General features: G+C 59.5%; 21 protein-coding genes and 5 pseudogenes. 12 read left to right on the top strand and 14 right to left on the bottom strand.

Going from position 1 to position 22,006, the window contains the following annotated elements; genetic code table 11:
* Positions 1-28: 28 nt before the first annotated feature.
* The 4 genes from RHM58_RS32685 (at position 29) to RHM58_RS32700 (ending at position 3,348) form a co-directional block, all read left to right on the top strand.
* Positions 29-985, top strand: a complete 957-nt coding sequence (locus RHM58_RS32685; protein ID WP_201205465.1) for a LysR family transcriptional regulator — start codon at positions 29-31, stop codon at positions 983-985.
* A gap of 68 nt (positions 986-1,053) precedes the next feature.
* On the top strand, positions 1,054-1,515 hold the full coding sequence (locus tag RHM58_RS32690) for a MarR family winged helix-turn-helix transcriptional regulator (protein WP_322269230.1): 462 nt from the start codon (positions 1,054-1,056) through the stop codon (positions 1,513-1,515).
* Between the two features lie 364 nt (positions 1,516-1,879).
* Positions 1,880-2,299 carry an organic hydroperoxide resistance protein gene (locus RHM58_RS32695; RefSeq protein ID WP_201205469.1) on the top strand — a complete coding sequence of 140 codons (420 nt, stop codon included), beginning with the start codon at positions 1,880-1,882 and terminating at the stop codon, positions 2,297-2,299.
* Positions 2,300-2,331: 32 nt separating this feature from the next.
* Positions 2,332-3,348 carry an alpha/beta hydrolase gene (locus RHM58_RS32700; protein WP_322269233.1) on the top strand — a complete coding sequence of 339 codons (1,017 nt, stop codon included), beginning with the start codon at positions 2,332-2,334 and terminating at the stop codon, positions 3,346-3,348.
* A 92-nt stretch (positions 3,349-3,440) separates the two neighbouring features.
* Here the strand turns inward: RHM58_RS32700 and RHM58_RS32705 are convergent, their stop codons facing one another.
* Positions 3,441-4,010, bottom strand: coding sequence for an elongation factor P (locus RHM58_RS32705; protein ID WP_032626910.1), 570 nt, complete (start codon positions 4,008-4,010; stop codon positions 3,441-3,443).
* A gap of 48 nt (positions 4,011-4,058) precedes the next feature.
* Positions 4,059-5,201 (bottom strand): elongation factor P maturation arginine rhamnosyltransferase EarP, encoded by a 1,143-nt coding sequence (earP, locus tag RHM58_RS32710; protein WP_322269235.1) that lies wholly within the window; start codon positions 5,199-5,201, stop codon positions 4,059-4,061.
* A 124-nt stretch (positions 5,202-5,325) separates the two neighbouring features.
* Between earP and RHM58_RS32715 the strand changes: the two genes are divergently transcribed.
* Together RHM58_RS32715 and RHM58_RS32720 are read left to right on the top strand one after the other, a co-directional pair.
* The gene (locus RHM58_RS32715; RefSeq protein ID WP_201205473.1) at positions 5,326-5,736 is read left to right on the top strand and encodes a hypothetical protein; all 411 of its coding nucleotides are present in this window, start codon (positions 5,326-5,328) and stop codon (positions 5,734-5,736) included.
* 14 nt (positions 5,737-5,750) lie between these two features.
* Positions 5,751-6,233: pseudogene (locus tag RHM58_RS32720) on the top strand (GreA/GreB family elongation factor).
* 6 nt (positions 6,234-6,239) lie between these two features.
* Here RHM58_RS32720 and cysB read toward each other — a convergent pair.
* The 5 genes and pseudogenes from cysB to RHM58_RS32745 all read right to left on the bottom strand — a co-directional run bounded on the left by cysB (position 6,240) and on the right by RHM58_RS32745 (position 10,312).
* Positions 6,240-7,213: pseudogene (cysB, locus tag RHM58_RS32725) on the bottom strand (HTH-type transcriptional regulator CysB).
* Between the two features lie 230 nt (positions 7,214-7,443).
* Positions 7,444-7,947 (bottom strand): universal stress protein, encoded by a 504-nt coding sequence (locus tag RHM58_RS32730; RefSeq protein ID WP_201205477.1) that lies wholly within the window; start codon positions 7,945-7,947, stop codon positions 7,444-7,446.
* A gap of 95 nt (positions 7,948-8,042) precedes the next feature.
* Complete coding sequence (locus tag RHM58_RS32735) at positions 8,043-8,948, bottom strand: 5'-nucleotidase (protein WP_201205479.1); 906 nt, start codon at positions 8,946-8,948, stop codon at positions 8,043-8,045.
* Between the two features lie 24 nt (positions 8,949-8,972).
* Entirely contained in the window at positions 8,973-9,929 is a 957-nt protein-coding gene (locus RHM58_RS32740) for a putative 2-dehydropantoate 2-reductase (protein WP_322269238.1), read from the bottom strand.
* On the bottom strand, positions 9,926-10,312 hold the full coding sequence (locus RHM58_RS32745; RefSeq protein ID WP_201256819.1) for a thioredoxin family protein: 387 nt from the start codon (positions 10,310-10,312) through the stop codon (positions 9,926-9,928). The genes RHM58_RS32740 and RHM58_RS32745 overlap by 4 nt, the downstream gene beginning before the upstream one ends.
* On the opposite strand from RHM58_RS32745, the gene RHM58_RS32750 reads away from it, so the two are divergent.
* Complete coding sequence (locus RHM58_RS32750) at positions 10,311-10,754, top strand: PilZ domain-containing protein (protein WP_201205485.1); 444 nt, start codon at positions 10,311-10,313, stop codon at positions 10,752-10,754. The genes RHM58_RS32745 and RHM58_RS32750 overlap by 2 nt on opposite strands.
* 161 nt (positions 10,755-10,915) lie before the next feature.
* The gene (locus tag RHM58_RS32755; RefSeq protein WP_149660118.1) at positions 10,916-11,992 is read left to right on the top strand and encodes a 3-deoxy-7-phosphoheptulonate synthase; all 1,077 of its coding nucleotides are present in this window, start codon (positions 10,916-10,918) and stop codon (positions 11,990-11,992) included.
* Positions 11,993-12,054: 62 nt separating this feature from the next.
* Here RHM58_RS32755 and RHM58_RS32760 read toward each other — a convergent pair whose 3' ends face one another.
* Positions 12,055-12,342, bottom strand: a complete 288-nt coding sequence (locus tag RHM58_RS32760) for a GNAT family N-acetyltransferase (protein WP_020800382.1) — start codon at positions 12,340-12,342, stop codon at positions 12,055-12,057.
* A gap of 641 nt (positions 12,343-12,983) precedes the next feature.
* On the opposite strand from RHM58_RS32760, the gene oprI reads away from it, so the two are divergent.
* Positions 12,984-13,235 carry an outer membrane lipoprotei OprI gene (gene oprI / locus RHM58_RS32765; RefSeq protein WP_002553018.1) on the top strand — a complete coding sequence of 84 codons (252 nt, stop codon included), beginning with the start codon at positions 12,984-12,986 and terminating at the stop codon, positions 13,233-13,235.
* A gap of 122 nt (positions 13,236-13,357) precedes the next feature.
* Here oprI and RHM58_RS32770 read toward each other — a convergent pair.
* From RHM58_RS32770 to RHM58_RS32780, 3 genes and pseudogenes are all read right to left on the bottom strand, one after another.
* A pseudogene (locus RHM58_RS32770) lies at positions 13,358-14,328 on the bottom strand (L,D-transpeptidase family protein).
* 360 nt (positions 14,329-14,688) lie between these two features.
* Positions 14,689-14,982 carry a hypothetical protein gene (locus tag RHM58_RS32775; protein ID WP_003226812.1) on the bottom strand — a complete coding sequence of 98 codons (294 nt, stop codon included), beginning with the start codon at positions 14,980-14,982 and terminating at the stop codon, positions 14,689-14,691.
* A 55-nt stretch (positions 14,983-15,037) separates the two neighbouring features.
* Positions 15,038-15,642, bottom strand: a pseudogene (locus RHM58_RS32780) (arylesterase).
* A gap of 10 nt (positions 15,643-15,652) precedes the next feature.
* Between RHM58_RS32780 and RHM58_RS32785 the strand changes: the two are divergent.
* The 3 genes and pseudogenes from RHM58_RS32785 (at position 15,653) to greB (ending at position 19,373) form a co-directional block, all read left to right on the top strand.
* Positions 15,653-16,337: pseudogene (locus RHM58_RS32785) on the top strand (ABC transporter ATP-binding protein).
* Positions 16,337-18,841 (top strand): ABC transporter permease, encoded by a 2,505-nt coding sequence (locus tag RHM58_RS32790; RefSeq protein WP_322269241.1) that lies wholly within the window; start codon positions 16,337-16,339, stop codon positions 18,839-18,841. The pseudogene RHM58_RS32785 and the gene RHM58_RS32790 overlap by 1 nt, the downstream one beginning before the upstream one ends.
* Positions 18,842-18,875: 34 nt before the next feature.
* Entirely contained in the window at positions 18,876-19,373 is a 498-nt protein-coding gene (gene greB / locus RHM58_RS32795) for a transcription elongation factor GreB (RefSeq protein WP_033057207.1), read from the top strand.
* A 12-nt stretch (positions 19,374-19,385) separates the two neighbouring features.
* On the opposite strand, the gene RHM58_RS32800 is transcribed toward greB, so the two are convergent.
* From RHM58_RS32800 to RHM58_RS32810, 3 genes are all read right to left on the bottom strand, one after another.
* Complete coding sequence (locus RHM58_RS32800) at positions 19,386-19,694, bottom strand: class I SAM-dependent methyltransferase (RefSeq protein ID WP_201205501.1); 309 nt, start codon at positions 19,692-19,694, stop codon at positions 19,386-19,388.
* A 248-nt stretch (positions 19,695-19,942) separates the two neighbouring features.
* Positions 19,943-20,377 carry a DoxX family protein gene (locus tag RHM58_RS32805; RefSeq protein WP_201205537.1) on the bottom strand — a complete coding sequence of 145 codons (435 nt, stop codon included), beginning with the start codon at positions 20,375-20,377 and terminating at the stop codon, positions 19,943-19,945.
* A 105-nt stretch (positions 20,378-20,482) separates the two neighbouring features.
* Entirely contained in the window at positions 20,483-21,904 is a 1,422-nt protein-coding gene (locus RHM58_RS32810) for a transglycosylase SLT domain-containing protein (protein WP_201205539.1), read from the bottom strand.
* Positions 21,905-22,006: the final 102 nt, after the last annotated feature.

Below are 22,006 nucleotides of genomic sequence, written 5' to 3' on the forward strand. Positions count from 1 at the left end.
CCGATTTCGCACAGGCACTGGTAGAACCATGAACCCCAATCAATTGACCGACCAACTCGGGCTGTTCCTCGATGTGCTGGAAACCGGGAGCTTTTCCGCCGCGTCCCGGCGCCATCCGCTGACGCCTTCGGCGGTGGCCCGACGCATCGACAGTCTGGAAAACGCGGTCGGCAGCCAGTTGTTTCTGCGTAGCACCCACGCCGTGCGCGCGACCCCGGCCGGGTTGGCGTTTGCCGAACGTGCGCGGCGGATCGTTGCCGAGCTGCGCCTGGCCCGGGCCGAAGCGGTGTCCCTGAGCAGCGCGCCCGAAGGCTTGATTCGGGTCGACGCGCCAGCGGCATTCGGACGCCGGCATCTGGCCCCGGTCATTGCCGATTTTCTGATGCTGTATCCCGGCCTCGACGTGCAATTGCACCTGATCGACAGCTTTGTCGACATGCAGGGCTTGAACCTGGGCAAGGTCGATCTGGTGCTGCGCGCCGGGCAGATCGCCGATACCCGGCTGGTGGCCACACCGCTGGCGAACATGGTGCGCATTGCCTGCGCCAGTCCCGACTATTTGAAGCGCCGAGGCGTGCCGACCGATCCGTCGCAACTGAGCGAACACGATGGTCTGGACTGGGACGGCCTGGCCCCGCCCTTCGCCTGGCGCTTTGAACGGGACGGGCACATGCAGTTGCACCGACCCGCGCGCATCCGCATGAGCGCCAACAATGCCGAAGCGCTGGTCTGCGGCGCACTGGCCGGGCTGGGCATCGCGCACCTGCCGACATGGCTGGCCAGCGAATACCTGCTGCGCGGCGAACTGCTGCCGCTGTTCTGCGAAAAGGGCTTGCCAAAACCCGAGACCGCAGGGATTTACGCTCTGCGCCTGGAGCAACAGGCCAGTTCTCGCAGTCGTTTGCTGCTGGAATACCTGAAAACCCGCTTCAGCCCGATTGCCCCATGGGATCTGGCGCTGCAAAGCGATCTGGGCCGGCACTAGCCATAATTATCTGGCGCATTAAAGATTCGCCCGCTAGATTCATGACGATCACTGATCAAGGCTTTGACATGACCACCGAACGCAACACCCCGGACAACTGCGACAACCTGCTGCTGGACAATCAGGTCTGCTTCGCCTTGCACTCCACTTCGCTACTGATGACCAAGGTCTACAAACCTTTGCTGCAAGCACTGGGGCTAACCTATCCGCAGTACCTGGCGATGATGGTGTTGTGGGAACGGGATGGATTGACCGTAGGCGAAATCAGCACGCGACTGCTGACCGATCCGGGGTCGTTGACGCCGCTGCTTAAACGCCTGGAAGTCGAAGGTTTGCTCAGCCGGACCCGCAGCCGTGAAGATGAACGGGTGGTGATTGTCGAACTGACCGAACAGGGTCGCGCCCTGCGGGACAAGGCTCGGGACATTCCGCAGTGCATCCTTGGCGCCAGCGGGCAGACAATTGAGCAGTTGAAGAAGCTGCAAGCGGATCTCCAGGAGCTGCGCAGCCACCTGCAAGACAGCCTCTGATCTCCAATCCACCACAATTCCCCTGTGGGAGCGGGCTTGCTCGCGAAAGCGGTGTGTCAATCTGCATTGATGTCGACTGACACACCGTTTTCGCGAGCAAGCCCGCTCCCACATTTGTCTTATGGCGTTGCTGAAGCCATCGTTCACTCCCTCTTCGCAAAAAAATCACTCGCCGAAGATCCTGAACCAATCGCTCTAACTCAATAGTCTTTCCGGCATTCGACGCCCCGCTCATTCGAGTTCGCCAAACTTTTTCAAAAATTTATATTGCGCGCAAACTATTAGCGAACTACATTTACCTCGCAGTTACTTAGCGCGCAAACATTTAGCGCAAAACACCAAAAACCCGAATGAGACTCACACCATGCAAACTCTCTACACCGCAATCGCAACCTCCACCGGTGGCCGTGACGGTCGTGCGGTTTCCAGCGACGACATCCTCGACGTCAAACTCGCCACTCCGAAAGAACTCGGTGGTGCTGGCGGCTCGGCGACCAACCCGGAACAACTGTTCGCCGCCGGCTACTCCGCCTGTTTCATCGGCGCACTGAAGTTCGTCGCCAGCCAGACCAAACGCACCATCCCGAACGACGCTTCGATCACCGCCCATGTCGGCATCGGCCAGATCCCGGGCGGTTTCGGACTGGACATTGACCTGCACATCAGCCTGCCGGGTCTTGAGCAAGCCGATGCACAAACCCTGGTTGATGCCGCTCACCAGGTCTGCCCGTACTCGAACGCCACCCGTGGCAACGTCGATGTGCGCCTGCACGTCACCGTTTAACTGCTGATTCCAGGCCCGAACAGGAAACGACCATGAACACATTCAGCAAAGTCTTGACCGGTACCCTTCTCGCCCTGTCCGTCCACAGCGCATTTGCAGGCGATGGGGTTGAACACAACACCCAGGCGTTCCTCGATGCTCTGAACGCCGGCACCGGCAAACCGATGGAACAGCTCACACCTAAAGAAGCCCGCGCGGTTCTGGTGGGTGCGCAAGCCGGGGTGAAACTGACGCTGCCAAAAGCCGATGTCAGTCAGAAGACCATTCAAGTCGATGGTCAACCGATTAGCCTGACCATCGTCCGGCCAGCCGGGGTCAAGGGCGAGCTGCCAGTGTTCATGTTCTTCCATGGCGGCGGCTGGGTGCTGGGGGATTTCCCGACCCACGAACGGCTGGTTCGGGACTTGGTAACGGGTTCGGGTGCGGCGGCGGTGTTCGTCAATTACACCCCGTCACCGGAAGCGCACTACCCGGTGGCGATCAACCAGGCCTACGCCGCCACGAAGTGGGTGGCCGAGCACGGTAAAGAGATCAACGTCGATGGCAAACGCCTGGCGGTGGCGGGTAACAGTGTCGGTGGCAACATGGCCGCAGTGGTTGCGCTGATGGCCAAGGACAAAGGCACGCCGGCCATCAAGTTCCAGGTGCTGCTGTGGCCGGTTACTGATGCAAGCTTCGAGACCGCCTCCTACAACCAGTTTGCCGAGGGGCACTTCCTCACCAAAAACATGATGAAGTGGTTCTGGGACAACTACACCACCGATGCCCAGCAACGTAACGAGATCTACGCATCACCGCTGCGAGCGACCACCGCACAGCTCAAAGGCCTGCCTCCGGCGCTGGTACAGACCGCTGGCGCCGACGTGTTGCGCGATGAAGGCGAGGCCTACGCCCGCAAACTCGACGAGGCCGGCGTGCCGGTCACGGCGGTTCGCTACAACGGCATGATCCACGACTACGGGTTGCTCAATGTGGTGAGTCAGGTGCCGGAGGTGCGTTCGGCGATTCTGCAAGCGTCCGAAGAACTCAAGCAACACCTGAAGAAATAACACCGCTCGCTCCTACAAAGGTCATGCGTATTTCTGGCAGGCACAAAAAAGCCCGACTCAATGGTCGGGCTTTTTCATTACTCAAGCTGTGCTTATTTAGCACGGCCTTTGTAGGAACCGCCTTCGCGGGTGTCGATTTCGATGCGATCACCGATTTCGATGAAGTCGGCAACTTGCAGCTCAGTACCGTTGCTCAACTTGGCAGGCTTCATGACTTTGCCGGAAGTGTCACCGCGAGCGGAACCTTCGGTGTAGTCAACTACGCGCACGATAGTGGTCGGCAGTTCTACGGAAACCAGGCGCTCTTCGAAGAAGATCGCTTCGCAAACATCGGTCATGCCTTCTTCAACGAAAGGCAGAACGGCTTCGATGTCCTCAGCGTTCAGCTCGTACATGGTGTAGTCAGTGGTGTCCATGAACGTGTAGGTGTCGCCGCTGATGAAGGACAGGGTCGCTTCTTTACGGTCGAGGATTACGTCGTCCAGTTTGTCGTCAGCGCTGTAAACGATCTCGGTCTTGTAACCGGTCAGCAGGTTCTTCAGCTTGGTCTTCATGATCGCGCTGTTACGACCGGACTTGGTGAATTCAGCTTTCTGAACCAGCCAAGGATCGTTTTCGAGACGGATCACGGTACCGGGTTTCAGTTCTTTACCAGTTTTCATTGCGAATATCCGAATTTGGATGGGATTTACAAAAATCTAGGCCGCGTATCATATCCAATTTACATAAAACTGTACCAGCGCTGCGGCAAGATCAGCCTGCAAGGCTTGTTCCAGACACCACGCCTCGGCATGTTTTTCCAGCTCCGGCCAGTGTTTACGGGTCGCCAGCCACTGGTCGGCCATGTCTTCGCCAGCATTCCACGCCCGCCAAAGACCGCTGATCGCCTCGCTGGCCGGCGTCGACAAGCCTTTTGTATAGAGCGCGATGAAGGCTTCGAGCTTCTCCAGGTGCACATCTTCTTCCTGCTGATAGATGTGCCAGAGCATCGGCCGCCCTGCCCATTGGGCGCGGACAAACGAGTCTTCGCCGCGTACAGCATTGAAATCGCAGCACCAGAGCAGGTGATCGTATTGATCCTGCCGGACGAACGGCAGCACCTGAACAGTCAGTGCATCGCGCACATGCAACGCACCGGCCACCAGGCCGCTGACCCCGAGCCAGCGTTCAACATCACCGAGAATCCGCCCTTCGGGCACCAGCAGATGCGTGGGTGTCGGGTCGGTCGACAGCCTGTCAAGCCAGCTCGCCAGCCCAGTGTTTTCGTAGGCAAACAGCGAGATCAACCGGGCTGCGGGTGCACGATCAACGCCCAAACCTTGCAGGAATTCTCGCTGGGCTTCGGGGCTTTGCTGAAACTGCCGACGCCGCTCGAGCAATCCGCTTTCACGCAGCAAGCCACCGGTGTCCTTCTGGAACCCCGGGAAGAAGAAGTACTTCTGCACGCTCTTGTACTTCACCGACGGCAAACCGTGACAACCGATGACCCAGTCCTCGGCGCTTAGGTAATCCAGATTCAGCCACAACGGCGGTTTCTCCCGCTCGACCATGGCGTCCATGTACACGCCGGGCAGTTGGCAGGCGAACGCGGCGATCACCACGTCGGCGGCAGCAACCGGTTGCCATTCGGTCGGCCAGTGACACACCTCGACTCCCTGCTGCCATTGCTGGGGCGCATTGATGTCGATTTCCGGGCACAGGCGTTCGAAGGCGCGCAGGTCGTCAACCCATAGGCGCACGACCACAGAATGTTCGGCCACCAGTTGCCGGGCCAGGCGCCAGGTCACGCCGATGTCGCCAAAGTTGTCGACCACCGTGCAAAAAATATCCCAGCGGGTTTTCAGTTCAGGCATTGCGGGCTCCCGTTGGCAAAGGCGCCGATTGTCCGCATAAATTACCCCGTGCAGAAGAGCCGACGGCGATTAATCTTCGTGCGACAATCGCCATCCGCCCGCGACTACCCGCCAGGAGGCAGCCATGCCCTACCGTCCCAACCCGCGCCGCCCGTTGCCGATTCGCCTCAATGCCATGCAATTGACCGCCAGTATTGCCGTGGGTCTTTGGCTGGGGTTCATCGCCATCGCGCTGACCTGTTGGCTCGCTTCGCGTTTTTTGCCCTCCGAGCAATTGGCGCCCGTGGCTCAGGTCGTCCAGCGGCTGACCCAACCGACGGCAGTGGTGCAACCGGTGCCGGACATCCCGCCTCAGAGCCCGCTGTTCGAACAATACAAAGAAAACCTGCGCAAGAACGAACAGCAACAAACCCTGGATCAGGCCCGCACGAATAACCGCAACCTGTCGAATCCGAAATGCCAGTTCTGGCTGCAACAGGACCAGACCGCGCCGAGCGAAAAAAGCCGCGCCAACGTCCTGCAATTCTGCGATTGATCATGAAGCTCTCTATGCACAAGCCGACCGTCCACCAACTGATTCTCGACAAGCTGCGCATCGATCTCGACATCGCCGAACGCGCTGCGCAAACCGCCTACGAAACCGCGACCCACGAAGAAAATATCGCCGAAAACAAGTACGACACGTTGGGGCTGGAGGCGTCTTACCTCGCGGCCGGGCAGGCGAAACGGGTCGAGGAAATCCGTCATTCACTGACGCTGTGCCAAAACCTGACATTGCGCCCGTATGACGATCAGCGCGGTATCGAGGTCGGCGCCCTGCTCTGGCCTGGAGGACGAGAAGGGTCGTGAACAATGGCTGTTCCTGGCCCCCGATGCGGCGGGTTTGAAGGTTGACTTGGTGGGGCAGATGATCACCGTCATCACCCCCGCTCGCCGCTGGGCAAAAGCCTGCTGGGCAAGTTCGAAGGGGACGATGTGGAGATTCTGGTGGCGGGCGCTCGGCAACAGTTTGCTGTCACCGAGGTTGTGTAAGGCAGATTAATGGACTGGTAATTCGACGCCGTCGAACAGCTCTTCCAGTTCCTGCTTGTTGTGGCACTGAATGGCTTTGGCCATGACTTCGCGGGTCAGGTGCGGGGCAAACTTCTCGATGAAGTCGCACATGAAACCACGCAGGAACGTGCCGCGACGGAAACCGATTTTGGTAATACTGGACTCGAACAGATCGCTGGCATCAAGCATCACCAGGTCGCTATCGAGTTTGGCGTCGACCGCCATTTTGGCGACGATGCCCACGCCCAGACCCAGGCGAACGTAAGTCTTGATCACGTCGGCGTCGGCGGCGGTGAACACCACTTTCGGCGTCAGGCCACGATGGCTGAAGGCTTCGTCGAGTTTCGAGCGGCCGGTGAAACCGAACACGTAGGTCACGATCGGGTATTCGGCCAGGGCTTCGAGGGTCAGCTTCGGCAGCTTGGTCAGGGGTGCCCCTGAGGCACAACCACGCAGCGGTTCCAGCGGTAGCACGGCATCATCACCAGGTCGCCGAACAGCTCGAGGGCTTCGGTGGCAATGGCAAAATCAACGGTGCCGTCAGCGGCCATTTCGGCGATCTGCATCGGCGAACCCTGGTGCATGTGCAGGGCTACGTCCGGGTATTGCTTGATGAAATTGCTGATCACCGGCGGCAGCGCATAACGCGCTTGGGTGTGGGTGGTGGCGATCGACAGGGTGCCTTTCTTCTCGTTGGAGAATTCCTGGGCGATCTGCTTGATGCTTTCAACCTTGCGCAGGATCTCGCCGGCGGTGGTGATGATACGCTCGCCGGCCGGGGTGACGCGGGTCAGGTGCTTGCCGCTGCGAGCGAACACCTCAACGCCCAATTCGTCTTCCAATAGGCGGATCTGCTTACTGATGCCCGGCTGCGAGGTGTAGAGACTTTGGGCTGTAGCGGAAACGTTGAGGTCGTGGTGCGCCACTTCCCAGATGTAGCGCAATTGTTGAAGCTTCATATGAATCCCTCAAAGCAGGTAGACGCCACGGGCATCAGCGACGGTATATAACTATATTAATGGCTTGAAGAATAAATCTAGAACTTTTTTATCAAAACGCCATTATTCGTGTTCTGGCGTCCTGCTTCGTGAATACGCTCCTCTTTTGACGAGGGACTGTTGCTGCCAGGCAACGCACCATGGCAGTAACAGGCCCCGTCAAAAAGGAACAGTATTTGCGAAGCAGGACACTAACGATCACCTTGGCGCCGACGTTCCACCAACGGCACCAGATAGACCGGCACCCGCGCCAGTTGCAGCACACGCGCCGCCGTACGCCCCAAAGGTGTTTCCGCACCAGCACGATGGCTATGACTACCTAGGATCAGCAAATCCACCGAGAGTTTCTGCGCCTGCTCAAGAATCACCTGCGACGGATCGCCCTGAAGCACCCGCACCGCTTTGATCCGCTCCAGATCCTGCTCGCCCTCCTCCCCCAGCTCTTCACGAAAGCTTTCGAGCACCCGTTGCTCAATATTGGCGATTACCGTGCTCAGGCCCTGACTGTGAAACTCGTTCAGCGCCTGTTCATCGAGATAACTTTGCAGCACCGATTCGGCGAACAGCCCCATGGGTTCCACCGCGTGCACCACATACAAGTCGGCATTGAATGTTCGCGCCAATGCCAAGGCGTGCTGCATCACCAAAGGTGCGTACAGGCCGAGGTCGGTGGCATACAGCATGGAACCAATCATATGACCTCCTTGCGTGCCAACTTGGCGGAGATTTGATTCAGCTTAGCAGTGCCTTGGCGTGTACGACGGGCCGCGTAACGCCTTGAAGCAAGGGCTTAAACTTTCTGCTCGTTGCTGATGCCGTGAGGCACATGACCGGTGGCGACCACTTCGCGAGCCAGTTCGCAATGGCCGGCCTGATCATCGAAAAACACGTCGGCGGCAAAGGCTTCCAAAAACGCCGCTTTGGTCAGGCCGCCGAGAAACAGCGATTCGTCCAGGCGAATGTCCCACTCGCGCAGCGTGCGGATCACACGCTCGTGGGCCGGTGCCGAACGTGCAGTCACCAGCGCCGTGCGGATCGGGCAAGCGTCGTCGGGGAATTCGCGCTGCAACAGATTGAGCGCCGCCAGGAAGCCTTTGAACGGCCCACCGCGCAAGGGCTCGCGGGCAGCTTCACGTTCACTGGCCTGAAATGCCGCAAGGCCACCCGATTGATACACGCGCTCCGACTCGTCGGAAAACAGCACCGCGTCACCGTCGAAGGCAATGCGCAATTCGTCACTGGCCGCACGGCTCGCGCCGCCCGACAGAATGGTCGCGGCGGCAAAGCCGGCATCGAGTGCGCTGCGCACATCTTCGGCATGAGTCGACAGAAACAGGTCGCAACCAAAAGCCTTGAGGTACGGATAAGGACTGCGCCCGCCGACAAACGCCGCACGGGAAATCGCCAGGCCGTAGTGGTGAATCGAGTTGAACACCCGCAGGCCGGTGTCGGCACTATTGCGCGACACCAGCACGACTTCGACCCGGGCGCGGCCAAGGCTGGTATTGAGTTTCAGGAGTTTTTCCACCAGCGCAAAGGCATCGCCGGGCTCGAGGATCTCGTCTTCGTGCTCGATCTGGTATTGCCGATAGGCTTCGACGCCGCTCGACTCATACACCTTGTGGCTCTCGCTCAAGTCGAACAACGCTCGCGATGAAATCGCCAGCACCAACTTGTCATCTATGTCCTTGGCCATGCCCTTCCCCTCTGGTTGATCGACTTAAACGTTTCGTCGATCGATAAAACCGAGCGCCCGATACAGGGCCTCGATGCGCGGCAATTCACATCCCGCCGCTTTCGCCGCCGCCAGGGGCCGTGCGTAGATCGCTTCCAGCTCCAGCGGTCGTTTGTGCTGGAAATCGTGGTACATGCTCGGCCAATAGTCAGGCATTTTTTCGGTCACCATAAACAGGTGATCGGCATACCCGGCCGGGATGTCGTGACCGCAGGCGATTGCGCCCCGAACCACTTCGGCCATCAACGCCTTGATCAGTTCCCGACTGTCGGCGTCGGCCATCAGCGGTGTAGTGCTCGCCCCAAGCAGCACCGACAGACCGTTGTAAGGGATATTCCAGACCAGTTTTTGCCAGCGCGCCTGATGCAGGTTCGGCATGCCCTGAGAGTCGATGCCAGCCGAGCGGACCAATCCTGCGCCCTCTTCGACGATTGCCTGGCGGGCCTGCTCATCACCGGCCGGGCCACTGTGATAGCCGACATTCACCGCGCCGAGCGCCTGATGGGTAATGACGCCAGGCCCGGCGCGATGGACGCAGATAAAACAGAGCCCGCCAAGCACGTGCAGCGAATCGGGGAGCAATTCGCGCAAGCTGTCCTCAACATCCAGGCCGTTTTGCAGCACCAGTATTTTGGCATCGGGTGCGGCGGCCTGGAGGATGGCCGGTGCGAGATCGGCGTTGTTGGTGGTTTTGGCGCCGACCAGCAGCCAGTCGCAGGGCGGCATGTCCTCGGCACACGAATAGGCCTGGGCCGGGTTCAGGCTCAGCGCGCCATGCACTGCACTGTTGAGTTGCAGGCCGCGCTCGGCGACCGCTGAAAACTCACTGCGCAACAGAAAATGCACATCGAAACCGGCGCGCGCCAGCATCACCCCGTAGAAACCACCGATCGCGCCGGTCCCGATAATACCGATTGTCGGCTTGGCAACTGCTCCCATCATGGCAACTCCTCAGCAATTCGATTCAGCGCCTGCCCTACCGCCTCATTAAGTTCGGTGCTGGTCAGGCGCGACTGTACCGCCCCAAAGAACTCACCGTCGCGCACCACAAACAGCGCCGGCAAATGAAAGACCTCATAACGTTCCACCAACCCGCCATTGTTGCCGGCGTCGATCCAGCACAACTGATCGACCACCAGATCAAGCCTTGGCAATTGCTCGCGGGCAAAACGGCAACTGGCGCAGCCGACGCTGGTGAAAATCACTAGTGAAGTACCGCTCATCGCCAGCAGCCGTTGGTCGGCGTCGAAATCGGTCAGTTCCGATTCGAACACTATACTGGGGGAAACAATGTCAAATGGGCGACACAGGGAGTCCGTGTTCATGGGACGTTTTCTTCCTCATCCTGACGATGTGCCCGTGGAGCTGACGCTACTCAAACATGAGTGCATTTCACGGCAACGGCTGCACACTATCAGCCTCGGCGGCATGGCTTGCAATTACCACCGCGCCTGGCGCCACGGCACGGCGCTGGAAGTTCGCATGCCGACCTTGAACCCCGACTTGCGTTACCTGGGCTATGTAGCCTGGTGCCTGCGACGAAAGCGCGGCTATCTGGTGGGCATTGCCTTTGTTGACGAGCAGATGCTGTTCAGTGCCCGGATGGGCGAACAGGCATGCCAGATCGAACGCTATTGCCGCCTGCACGAGGTGCAGGAGGACTTGCAGGATATTCAAGCGCTGGCCCTCGAATGGGTCCAGCAGCATGCCGACGAGTTCTCCCACGACACGGTTCGCAAGGCTTTTGCACAGCCTGTGCTGGATTAGGTCCACGCGCAAACTAACTGAGAATGCCCCCTAAACCAGTGTTTGCCCATTGTCGAGCCACGGTGTAACGCGCTAAGGTTCCGCTCCCGACGCGCTTAATTTGCTGTGCTCCGCCGCGCGGGTTCGCTGGCGGCCGGCACCCGTGACCTGACGAGTAAACGATGGCTGATTTACCGATCAACGACCTAAACGTCGCTTCCAACGAGACGCTGATCACCCCTGATCAGCTCAAGCGTGATATCCCTCTGAGCGACGCTGCCCTGCGCACCGTGACCAAAGGCCGCGAAGTCATTCGCAACATTCTTGATGGCACCGACCACCGCTTGTTCGTTGTGATCGGGCCTTGCTCGATCCACGACATCAAGGCTGCCCACGAATACGCCGAGCGCCTGAAAACACTGGCCGCCGAAGTGTCCGATACCTTGTATCTGGTCATGCGCGTGTATTTCGAGAAGCCACGTACCACCGTTGGCTGGAAAGGTCTGATCAACGATCCGTACCTGGACGACTCGTTCAAGATTCAGGACGGTTTGCACATCGGTCGCAAATTGCTGCTGGACCTGGCCGAGATGGGTCTCCCGACCGCGACCGAAGCCCTCGACCCGATCTCCCCGCAATATTTGCAGGACCTGATCAGTTGGTCGGCCATTGGCGCGCGCACCACCGAATCCCAGACTCACCGTGAAATGGCCTCCGGCCTGTCCTCGGCAGTCGGCTTCAAGAACGGCACCGACGGCGGCCTGACCGTGGCGATCAACGCCCTGCAGTCGGTTTCCAGCCCGCACCGTTTCCTGGGCATCAACCAGGAAGGTGGCGTGTCGATCGTCACCACCAAGGGCAACGCCTACGGTCACGTGGTATTGCGCGGTGGCAACGGCAAGCCGAACTACGATTCGGTCAGCGTCGCACTGTGCGAGCAAGCGCTGAACAAAGCCAAGATCAAGCCAAACATCATGGTTGATTGCAGCCACGCCAACTCCAACAAGGACCCGGCCCTGCAACCACTGGTGATGGAGAACGTCGCCAACCAGATCCTCGAAGGCAACCAGTCGATCATCGGCCTGATGGTCGAGAGTCACCTGAACTGGGGCTGCCAGGCGATCCCGAAAGACCTCGCCGATCTGCAATATGGCGTATCGATCACCGATGCCTGCATCGACTGGTCCGCCACCGAAAACACCTTGCGCAGCATGCATGCCAAGCTCAAGGACGTGCTGCCGAAACGCGATCGCAGCTGATCGCCGTTTTCTGCGCACACAAAAACGCCGGGCTAAACCCGGCGTTTTTTTATGCGTTGTGTTTACTGGCTCAGCTTGGCAGCGTGCCGCTGGTGACGCTCCATGTAGCGCTCCACGTAGGAGCACGATGGAATGACTGTGTAACCCATTTCCTCGGCGTACTGCAGCGCCTGCTCGGTCAATGCCGCCGCAATGCCGCGGCCACGCAAGGCGTTGGGCACGAAAGTGCGATAGATATCCAGGGTCTGTTTCCCCAGATCCATATAGGTCAGGTAGGCACGATGACCGTCCACATTGGTCTCGAACTGATGACCAGCCTGGTCATGGTGGATGGACAACGCCTCGCTCATCACTACTCCTCGCGGGTCTTGGATTCTGACCCCTACCTTACCGATGTTTTTCCGGCGAAGGAACATCTACGCCACCCTGTGCCTGAATGGACACCGAGAAGAGCTGCACCTATCTCGCGCAACCGGGCACGTATCAAATAGTAGGCACCATTGGCAGAAATGCTCAAGGTGCGCTCGTCATCACGTTGGGGGCGGCAGGTACGGCTCCGGGTTACGCAGGGACGGCTCGACCGAGGATCTTCCCCGGGTCGAAAGCCTGAACATTGCCGGATGTTGAGACTTAAGACGAGCGCCCTTTGTTAAAGTCACCTCAACATGCAGAAAGATATGAGAGGCGCTGCGCAAAATCCGAACAAAAGTGTAGACGACAGCATGTAGACAGACTTTAACAAAGACTGAAAATACCGCCTTTTTGATCGGGAACTTTTTGCGCACGGCTCGCTCAGCTCGGGCTTTCTAGCTGGATATTTTTTATCCAGTGCAGTTAAAAGTTGCTCGAAAAAGAATCAACGCCTACAATTTTTTTTGCTTCTTGCTTTACGTCAGTTTACTTACGACAAGTAATGGGTAGTATGTACGCCGGCTATTTCCTCACTCTGAGGAGACAGCTACTTAATAGAAAGTCCTTGAAGGGGAACACGATGAACAACGTTCTGAAATTCTCTGCTCTGGCTCTGGCCGCAGTTCTGGCTACCGGTTGCAGCAGCGTATCGAAAGAAACCGAAGCACGTCTGACCGCTACTGAAGACGCAGCTGCTCGCTCCCAGGCTCGTGCAGACGAAGCTTACCGTAAAGCTGATGAAGCTCTGGCTGCTGCTCAAAAAGCACAACAGACTGCTGACGAAGCTAACGAGCGTGCTCTGCGCATGCTGGACAAAGCTAGCCGCAAGTAATAATCCTTCGGGGTTGTTATCAAGCCGATCCATTTATGGGTCGGCTTTTTTATGCCTGGCGTTTAGTCCCAGGCATAAAAAACCCGCCGACACAGCCTGCGTCGGCGGGTTCTTTTCAGCGTTTACTGCTGCAGGTCGATCGGCGCACTCGACGCCATCGGTGCAGAAGTATTCGGCACGGCAATCTCTACCGGCATGCCATCTTCGGCAGCAACCACGTCACGCACCACATCCCAGTTCATGCGCAGGTTGTTGGTGATGTCTTCACGCTTGAGCATCGCGTTGATCACGGCGGTGTGCTTGTCGACCACCGACGGGTTGCCGTTGTCGTCCAGCGGCGTATGCGCCTCCAGATAAACCTTGCCGCCACTCATGCCGAACTTGTACGGGTCGTTGATGATCCGCACCGACGTACCGACCGGCACCATGCCCGCCATTTCCAGCACGTTGTTGTTGAACATGCGGAAGCAGCCGTGGCTGGTGCGCATGCCGATACCGAATTTTTTGTTCGAGCCATGAATCAGGTAGCCCGGCGTGCCGAGGCTGAACTTGAACGGCCCCAGCGGGTTATCAGGGCCGGCCGGCACCACATTCGGCAACGGGTCACCATCAGCGGCGTGCTCGGCCTTGATCGACGCTGGGGGGTCCAGGTCGGGTTAGGCGTTTTGGCGGTGATGGTGGTGTGAGCGATTGGCGAACCCCAGCCTTCACGACCGATACCCAGCGGGAAGGTGTACACCACGTTCCGGCCTTTCGGGTAGTAGTAGAGACGGTATTCAGCCAGGTTGATCACAATGCCTTCACGCGGACCCGGCGGCAGGATGAAGCGGGTCGGCAGAATGATTTCGGTGCCGGCGCCCGGCAGCCAGGCATCGACGCCCGGGTTGGCCGCGACCATTTCCGAATAGCCCAGATCGTAAGTGGTACCAAGGTCGGCGAAGGTATCTTCGTACTTGGCCTTGATCACTTGCACCTGACCGATGATGTCTTCACCAGGGGGTGGTAGAGGCAGCTCCAATGCTGAAACAGGACCGGCCACACAGAGGGCAGCAAGGGTCAAGCAGCGGGTGACGGCGGGAAAGCGCGGCAACATCCAGAAAATCCTTCGCATGAACGACTAGAGGTATAAGACGGCGATTGTACACCGACACCCGTAAATTCGGGGAGATCGAGAACATTGCAGGCGATACATGACGTTTTTTTCATGTGGGCTTGTTTGGCGAAGGGACTTGGCCTAATCCCGATGAATTGAGGACGTCTGGCGTCGAACTCATACCTGTGGCGAGGGGGCTTGCTCCCGCTGGGCTGCGCAGCAGTCCTGAAATCAGGCAACTGGTTCTATAGATGGACCACATAATCGGAATTGGGGTCCGCTTCGCGACCCAGCGGGAGCAAGCTCCCTCGCCACAGGGACAATGGTCACCCGTAACTTACCGGCGCCTGCCACCGCAGTCTAAAGCTCGAAACGCAGTTCCGGCCAGATCGGCGAGGTGCCGCGTTTTTGCGACTCGAGGATGGCCCGGCACAACGAGCACAAACGCTGATCCTGAAACACCCTGCGGTCCACACTCGACCAGCGCGGTTGCGCCGGCAGCAAGCTGCCGCAGAGGGTCCGGTCCGCCGAGCCGCCGAGTTCCAGCTGACGGGTCACCAGATGCACCCGCACTTCCTGGCAGGCGAACAGATCCAGCTGCTCGTCAGGCTCGATCAGTTGGTAGGCAAAAAGGGACCAGGCGGGACGCGGCATCGGGGGCTCCAAATCGGGGCGCCACCTTAGCCGAAACACCGCCACTAGAAAAGCGTCAAAGCAGCGGTTTCAGTGTCGGCCAGACATTTTCCAGCAACTGGCCCTGAGCCCCTGCCGCCGGGTGCAGGCCATCGGCTTGCATCAGCTCCGGATGACCGCCGATTCCTTCGAGAAAAACGGCACCAGCGGGATCTTTTTCTCGGTGGCCAGGTTGCCGTAGACCTCGGCAAAGGCTTCGGTGTAGCGCTTGCCGTAGTTGGGTGGCAATTGCATGCCCAGCAACAGGACCTTGGCGCCACTGGCCCGGGAGCTGTCGATCATCGCCGCAAGGTTTTGTTGCAATTGTGTTGGCAGCATTCCGCGCAAGCCGTCGTTGCCTCCCAATTCGAGGATCACCAACTCGGGTTTATGCTCTGCAAGCAGCGCCGGCAGGCGTGCCTGGCCTCCGGCACTGGTGTCGCCGCTGATGGAGGCGTTGATCACTTTATCGTCGAAACCTTCGCGCTTGAGCCGTTGCTCAAGCAGCGACACCCACCCCAAACGGGTATCCAGTCCGAAACCGGCGCTGATACTATCGCCAACGATCAGGACTGTACCCGCCGCTGCGTTCTGGGCCATGCACATCAAGGCCAGGCCAGCACTCAAAAACCACACACGCATCGGATTCTCCATGGGCGCAAGCATTCTCACCGCGAAGAACCTCAGCAAAGTGGTTCCCAGCGCGGAAGGTGAACTGACTATCCTGCACGAACTCAGCCTGGAACTGAACAAGGGCGACAGCCTGGCCATCGTTGGTGCCTCCGGTTCCGGTAAATCGACCCTCCTGGGCCTGCTCGCCGGCCTCGATCTGCCGAGCAGTGGCGAAGTCATCCTCGCCGGCCAGGCCCTGAGCAATCTCGACGAAGATCAACGCGCGCGCATCCGCGCCGAGCACGTGGGTTTTGTCTTTCAATCGTTCCAGTTGCTCGACAGTCTTAACGCGCTGGAAAACGTCATGCTGCCGCTGGAACTCGACGGCCGCAAAGACGCCCGGGAGCGCGCCACCGAATTGCTGCAACGAGTTGGCCTGGGCCAGCGCCTCACCCACTCGCCACGCCAGCTCTCCGGCGGTGAACAGCAGCGCGTGGCCATTGCCCGCGCGTTTGCCGCCGAACCTGACGTGTTGTTTCGCCGACGAACCCACCGGCAACCTCGACAGCCACACCGGCGAGCGCATCAGCGACTTGCTGTTCGAACTGAACCAGGAACGCGGTACGACCCTGGTGTTGGTAACCCACGACGAACGCCTGGCACATCGCTGCCGGCGCCTGATCCGCCTTGAAGCCGGCCTGCTGGTCGCCCCTCTGGAGCCTTGATGGCACGCTTGCCGCTATTGCGCCTGTTCAGCCTCGCCATCCGCCAACTGCTGCGCGACGCCCGCGCCGGGGAGCTGCGGGTGTTGTTCTTCGCCTTGCTGGTGGCCGTGGCGGCGAGTACTGCCATCGGTTATTTCGGCGCCCGCCTCAATGGCGCCATGATGCTGCGTGCCACCGAGTTTCTCGGTGCCGACCTTTTGCTCGAAGGCAGTTCACCTGCGCGCCCCGAGCAGATCAAAAGCGGTACGGAGTTGGGCCTGGAACATGCGCAGGTGGTGGAATTCTCCAGCGTCATCGCAACGGACAAGGGCATTCAGCTGTCCAGCATCAAGGCGGCCGACGATGTCTATCCACTGCGCGGCGAACTGAAAAGCGCCCCCACGCCATTTGCCCCGGAAGTTTCCGGCGGCGGGCCAAAACCCGGCGAAGCCTGGGTCGAAGCACGCCTGCTGACGGCTCTGGATCTGAAGATCGGCGACAGCATCGACGTCGGCATGAAAACCCTCAAGCTGTCGCGGGTGTTGACGTATGAACCGGACCGCGCCGGCAATTTCTACAGCCTGACGCCGCGCGTGTTGATCAACCTCAGCGACCTTACGGCGACTGGCGTGGTGCAGCCCGGCAGCCGGGTCAGTTATCGCGAACTCTGGCGCGGCAATGCCCAGTCGCTGGAAACCTATCGGCAACTGGTCAAGCCGGGCCTCGCCGCCAACCAGCGCCTGCAAGATGCCCGGGATGGCAACCGACAGATCGGTGGTGCACTGGGCAAGGCCGAGCGCTACTTGAACATGGCCAGTCTGGTGGCGGTTTTGCTGTCCGGTGTGGCCGTGGCACTGTCAGCGACACGCTTCGCCATGCGTCGATTCGATGCCAGCGCCTTGCTGCGCTGTCTGGGTCTGTCCCGTCGGGAAACCATGCTGCTGTTCAGTTTGCAGCTGACAGTGCTTGGCTTGCTCGCCAGCCTCAGCGGCGCCCTTCTCGGCTGGTTGGCGCAACTCGGGCTGTTTGCGCTGCTGCATGACTTGCTGCCCACTGACGTTCCACCGGGCGGCTTGCTGCCAGCCATTGCCGGGATCGGCACCGGGCTGGTGGCACTGGCCGGTTTCGCCCTCCCACCGCTGGCCGCCCTTGGCCGGGTACCGCCATTGCGCGTATTGCGTCGAGACATGCTGCCAATCCCGTCCAGCACCTGGATGGTCTATGGCGCGGCGCTGGGCGCACTCGGGTTGATCATGTGGCGTTTGAGTCTGGACCTGGTGCTGACCTTCGCCCTGCTGGGCGGTGGCGTGATCGCTGCGGTAGTGCTCGGCGGCTTGCTGCTGTTGCTGCTCAATAGCCTGCGTCGAATGTTGGCCCGTGCGTCATTGCCGTGGCGCCTGGGTCTGGGCCAACTGCTGCGTCATCCATTGGCGGCCGCTGGCCAATCCCTGGCCTTCGGTTTGATTCTGCTGTCCATGGCGCTGATTGCATTGCTGCGCGGCGAGCTGCTGGACACCTGGCAGAACCAGTTGCCGAAAAACGCACCGAATTATTTCGCGCTGAATATTCTCCCGGCGGACAAACAGGCGTTCACCGATCGCCTGATCGAACTGTCGGCACAATCGGCGCCGCTGTACCCGGTGGTACCAGGCAGGCTGATCAGTATCAATGGCGAAGCGGTGCAGGACATCGTCAGCAAGGATTCGGCCGGTGACCGGGCGATCCAGCGTGACCTGAGCCTGACTTGGGCGGCGGACCTGCCAGCGGGCAACAAGCTCACTTCGGGAACCTGGTGGACCGAACAAACGCCGGAGGATGTTCCCGGTGTGTCGGTGGAAGGCAAGGTTGCCGAGAGCCTGAAGCTCAAGCTGGGCGATCATCTGGTGTTCACCGTCGGCGGGGTCAATCGCGAAGCGAAAGTCACCAGCCTGCGGGAGATCAACTGGGACAACTTCCAGCCGAACTTCTTCATGATCTTTCAGCCTGGCACGTTGAAAGATCTGCCCGCGACCTACCTCACCAGTTTTTATCTGGCAGCCGGTCACGATCAGCAGATTGTCGATCTGTCCCGGGCGTTCCCGGCGGTCACCATTCTGCAAGTTGAAGCCTTGCTGGAACAGCTGCGCAGTATCCTTGCCCAAGTCACCCTGGCGGTGGAATACGTGTTGTTGTTCGTGCTGGCGGCGGGCATGGCCGTGCTGTTCTCCGGCCTGCAAGCAACACTGGATGAACGAATTCGCCAAGGGGCGCTGTTACGCGCCCTAGGGGCCGAGCGCCAATTGCTGGTCAAGGCCCGGCGCATCGAGTTCGGCTTGCTCGGCGCCGTCAGCGGCCTGCTGGCGGCCCTGGGTTCGGAGCTGGTCAGCCTGGTGCTTTACCGTTACGCCTTCGACCTGCCCTGGCACCCGCATCCGTGGCTGCTGGTGCTGCCATTGATCGGTGCCGTGCTGATTGGTGGCGCCGGTGTGTTCGGTACGCGTCGCGCCCTGAACGCCAGCCCGCTGACAGTCCTGCGCGAGGGTTGATAGACTCCAGCACTCTCTACCACAAGAAGTCGCCATGAGCCGTTATCGCCCTCCCCGCACCGCTGGCACCGCGCTGATCACCCCCGAAGGTGAAGCGCGGATGCGTGCCGAGTTTCACGAACTCTGGCACGTGCGCCGACCGCAGGTAACGCAATCGGTCAGCGAGGCAGCGGCCCAGGGTGATCGCTCGGAAAATGCCGAATACACCTACGGCAAGAAAATGCTGCGCGAGATCGACAGTCGTGTGCGTTTTCTCACCAAACGACTGGAAGCCCTGAAAGTCGTCAGCGAAAAACCCAGCGATCCGAACAAGGTGTATTTCGGCGCCTGGGTGACGATTGAAGATGAGGACGGCAAAGAGTCGCGCTATCGCATTGTCGGCCCGGACGAACTGGACCTCAAACTGGGACTGATCAGCATTGATTCGCCACTGGCCCGCGCCCTGATCGGTAAGGCGCTGGACGCAGAAGTCCGGGTCCAGACACCCACCGGTGAGCAGTGCGTGTATATCGTGGCGATCGAGTATCTGTAGCGTCCTGAAACCTCAGCGCCGGGTAATCAACCCTTGTCGAGCGACACGGGTTAATTGTTTGATCACTTCGGGCGCATCTTCAAGGCTCGGCGACTGAATCACCGCCAGATCAAAACTGTCGTTGGCAAACCGAGCCAGTGACTCACCATCTTCGACAAACTGGATCAGGAAAGCTGCGGGGCCGCCAGTACGACGTGGCCAGCCGTCGAGATAACGCAGAAGCGTCGGCTGATGTTTGCCGCCAAGCAGGATTTTTGGATTGCGCTGGGTGAGGTGTGCCGTGATCGGCGCGGGGCGTACAACGGGGCTTAGTGCATTCATTGGGTCGTGTCTCTGCCTCAAAAGTCTGCATGGCAGGTGAGAGGCAACACCGAACCAGCGCTTTAGCGGTATTTCGAAGCCTGTTTCAAGCTTCTATCGGCAACTGGATGAGTCACCTGGCGCCCCGCAAGTAGCTGTTTAAATCGGCGCATGAGCAACATCCTAGAGAACGTGACCGGACAGTGTCAAGAATCCCGAGCAACAAAAAAGGCCCGCGCAATGCGGGCCTTTTCGTTAAGCCAGAGCGGTCAGCCGGCGATGGCGCGGTCTGCTGAAAGCTTGCCGGCGCCTTCGATCAGCACCGCGATGCTGCCACCGAGCAAAGCCAGGGCAAACTCGTAGCCATTGTTGGCCAAGAACAGACCGTTATGGATGTGCACCGAGAAGATCGCCACCAGTGAGAGGAAGGTCAGCCCCAGTGCCGCCGGACGAACCAGCAAACCGATGATCAAGGCCAGACCAGCGAAGAATTCCGTACCACCCGCCAGGATCGCCATCAGGTGACCCGGTGCAAGGCCAAGGCTTTCCATGTACTGCGCGGTGCCGGCAATCCCGTAACCACCGAACATTCCGAAGAGCTTCTGCGAACCGTGAGCCGCGAAGATAATGCCGACGAAAATACGCAGAACAGTCAGGCCGTAGCCAGCGCGGGTAAACAGTACCTTGTTGATCAGAGTGCTCATGCTGTGTCATCCATTGTGAGTATGTGTGTTGGTTGGCCGCCATATTAATCTGAAAATCGAATGATAAAAGCGGAAATATCCCACCATAACAATCAGTTTAGTCGATCATTTTCGCGAGACCACTTTTTGCCCTTTAGGCTCCAACGACTCCCGCTCCCGATCAAACGCCAAGTAATACTTGTTCACGCTATTAACATAGCTGACGGCGCTCATCCCCACTTGCTCCATGGCAATGCGCTCGACCTGAAAGAACCACTGATTAGGGTTCAAACCCCGTCGCCGGGCCTCAGCACGCATGCCCTGAACCCGTTCCGGCCCCATGTTGTACGCCGCCAGCACGAACGCCATCCGTTCGCGCTCGTTGAGTTTGGGGCTGGAGAAGAATTTTCGGCGGATCATCGCCAGGTACTTGGCCCCTGCCTGCACATTGGCGTCGAGGTTCTGCACATTGTTGACCCCGACCCGCTGTGCCGCCGACGGGGTGATCTGCATCAAGCCAGTGGGGCCACCGCCACTGCGGGCCTCGGGTTGCAGCGCCGACTCCTTAAACGCCAACGCCGCCAGGTTCAACCAGTCCATGCCTTGGGCATCAGCGTGTTTTTGCAACACCGGCCGGAGTTTTTCCAGCCGCTCCCGATCGGCCTTCGCCAACGGATAGTGCACTTGATACAGGCGCCGGTAGATCCGCAGAAACGCCACGTCCTCATCCGACGGTTTCTTGTAGGTGGTCAGGAAGCGATCAATGCTCGCCCGCAACATCGAGGCATCGCGGCGCACGAACCAGTATTCCTCGCCGGGCGCACCGATCAGCACCTGCCGATCAAACCGCAGCTTGGGCAGAATCTTGCCCCAGCGCTCGGCGATCGGCTGCTCGACGATGGTCAGGTGGAAGATGCCACCCTGGACCATCTCCAGCACGTCCTCAACCGCCAGGCTCGGGTCGACCCACTCAACCTTTACCGGTGCCAGTTTGTGCAAGGCGAGCTTTTGATTGATCTGACTGACCGCGTCCCCGGCCGCACTGCCCGTGGGCAATGCCAGGGTTTTGCCAGAGAGTTGTTCGAGATGGGTGTAACGTCGTTCACCCTTGATGCCGACCAGGATCAGCGGCACGTTGCTGGCAATCGGTTCGCTGGTACTCACGGCGTGGCCGGATTGCGGATCGAGCAATTCCCCGGGAGCCACCAGATCGCCCTCGCCGCGCTGCAACGCGCCGAGCAGTTGATCCTTGGCTTTGGGGATGATCTTGAGGGTGATTTCCTGGCCGTCACGTGCGTGGCCATTGAGGTATTGCTCGAAGGCCCGCAGGCGATGGTACTCGACACCGATGGCCTGGCCCTCAACTTCACCGGAGCTGTTACGGCTCTGATTGACCAGGACCTTCAGCACGCGGCTGCTGCGGATTGCCGCCAGATCGCGGACCTGGGTGGACGGCACGGCTTGCAGCGGCCCGGCGAGGCGCGCAACCGCCGGCATCGGCAGCAGCAACGAACAACACAGCAGTAGCAAAACCGAGGGACGTGTCATCCACTCTCCGGAAAGAATACTGGTCCGGCTTCAGGGTAAATTCCGTGAAGCAAAACGACAGAAACAGAGCGCCTGGAGCGCTGGCAAAGTGCGAAAGACTGG

It is taken from the genome of Pseudomonas sp. 10S4, assembly GCF_034344865.1.
Taxonomy (GTDB): Bacteria; Pseudomonadota; Gammaproteobacteria; order Pseudomonadales; family Pseudomonadaceae; genus Aquipseudomonas.